Raw genomic sequence first — 1,812 nt, 5'->3', positions numbered from 1 at the left:
CAAAAACGGAAAGGTTTTTTCGGTTTGTTTAAAAATTAATGGAATGAATTTTATATATATTTTACCTATTGACTGAATATTATTCTGAGAGGATGTTAACTGCTATTTTAAGGAGAGTGAGGTTCGAACATGGCACGTTCAATTCGTGTTTTTTACTCGAACAAGCAAGGCGTATCACGACAGAATTTTAACTGGCCTCCGATTACTAAAAAGTCAGCGGTCTTAATTACAGCGGCACAGTTTTTTTGGCCTGGTGGCATTGGTGGACTTGAAACTATTCGTCCGCATCTTGGCGCAGCGAGTATTTGGGTATCCAACGTGGGAGCTCATGATCCAGAAGGTCCAGGAGGTAGTGGGTCCGGTGGTGTGGAGTTTCTCCTTCATGTTGACTCGAATACACCAATAAATGTCATGGTTACTATTACGGTACTTGACAATATTGAGCAATATCACCAAATAAACTAGCAGTTTTTTTATTTAAAGTTAATGGGAATATTTATTTGAAGATGAAATTTATGCATAATTGATTAAAAAAACAATTTTATATGTGAAGCTTTTTGAATTACCAAACATAAATACCGTATTAAATATAATACGGTATTTAATACGGTAATTTTGGTCTAGTGATTTTTATTTTTAGTGTTTTTTTACTAATAAGGTGAATGAGGATCACAAGGGTGTTCTTCATCAATTAATCCCCAGTAGGGTTTTTTCACTTTTACACTATTCCATTGATGACCATCCCAATAAAAATGAGAATAAATTGGTACCCATCTAAATCCTTCTGGGGATCTTCTTGGTGGTCGTTCAGGTAAACAATCTTGACGATTATCATAGACAGGGGCATTATTAGTATTAATATCAAATTGATTTTGTGCAGTTAAATAATTTGGAATTTGAGGTGTTTGATAGTGATTGTTATAAGGATATTGTATTGACATAACAGTTCATCCTCTCGTTTTAAAGACTTTTAGATTAATTTTTTATAACGTTTTTTTAAAAAAATCATATATTAATTTTAGTAAATAATTATATTAGTTGTGGTTTCCCCAATGCCCTGGGTGCCAGTTCCAATATGATTTGTACAAATCCCAATGTCCAGGATGCCAAGACCATTGGTCTTGGGTACATACTCCATGATGACACTTAGATGGATGATAATCCCAATGTCCAGAATGATAGTATGGATGGGATGGGTGGTAATCCCAATGTCCAGCATGCCATGTTGTCATAAAAATCCTCCTTTTGATATAAAATCTCTTGTATATGCAATCAAAATATATTATGTGTAAAAAAATAGTATGATAGTTGTCTAAAAAAAATTGGGTATTAATTTATTAATAAAAAACGTTTTTCTAGTTGTGAATATTAGGAAAAGATAGAAATAAGCGATACGTGAATTATTAGAGAAAGGGTATATCATTGCTATAGCGAATTTATTTTTGAGGTGAGACGCTATGAAGACGTTATATAGTCTTAGCGAGGTAGCAGAGCAAAGACTAGGGCCGCGATGAAATATTCATGCAAATGATTAGAATTAGAGAAATTCAGGGATTTAAGAAAATGACTGGGATAAGTAAGGATAAGAAATGGTATGAATTTCGGAAGTGAAGATTAGAGTCTGGAGACTTTATATTGGGAAAGTTTCTTTATTATGAGGATTTAGAGTCTGTGGTAAAGAAACTGTGGAATAAATAGCATTTTTGTTTTTAGAAAGATGGAGTTTCTTGCCAGTCTGTTTGATTTCCTTCATGAGGTGATAAAATAGCGACACCATTATTACGATCTATACTGAGAAACCAATTTTTAAAT

At 33.2% G+C, this 1,812-nt stretch carries 4 protein-coding genes; 2 read left to right on the top strand and 2 right to left on the bottom strand.

What is annotated here, in order from left to right; genetic code table 11:
• Nucleotides 1-129: 129 nt before the first annotated feature.
• Nucleotides 130-465, top strand: a complete 336-nt coding sequence (locus MR167_RS31340; RefSeq protein ID WP_000124356.1) for a hypothetical protein — start codon at nucleotides 130-132, stop codon at nucleotides 463-465.
• Between the two features lie 185 nt (nucleotides 466-650).
• Here the strand turns inward: MR167_RS31340 and MR167_RS31335 are convergent, their stop codons facing one another.
• Together MR167_RS31335 and MR167_RS31330 are read right to left on the bottom strand one after the other, a co-directional pair.
• Nucleotides 651-941 carry a hypothetical protein gene (locus tag MR167_RS31335; protein WP_106082242.1) on the bottom strand — a complete coding sequence of 97 codons (291 nt, stop codon included), beginning with the start codon at nucleotides 939-941 and terminating at the stop codon, nucleotides 651-653.
• Between the two features lie 93 nt (nucleotides 942-1,034).
• Nucleotides 1,035-1,232, bottom strand: coding sequence for a YXWGXW repeat-containing protein (locus MR167_RS31330; protein WP_000214649.1), 198 nt, complete (start codon nucleotides 1,230-1,232; stop codon nucleotides 1,035-1,037).
• A gap of 283 nt (nucleotides 1,233-1,515) precedes the next feature.
• Between MR167_RS31330 and MR167_RS33800 the strand changes: the two genes are divergently transcribed.
• On the top strand, nucleotides 1,516-1,611 hold the full coding sequence (locus MR167_RS33800) for a DUF3967 domain-containing protein (protein WP_463429220.1): 96 nt from the start codon (nucleotides 1,516-1,518) through the stop codon (nucleotides 1,609-1,611).
• Nucleotides 1,612-1,812: the final 201 nt, after the last annotated feature.

Source organism: Bacillus cereus group sp. BfR-BA-01355 (genome assembly GCF_022663675.1).
Lineage (GTDB): Bacteria > Bacillota > Bacilli > Bacillales > Bacillaceae_G > Bacillus_A > Bacillus_A thuringiensis_S.
This window is presented reverse-complemented; position numbering and strand designations above follow the sequence as displayed.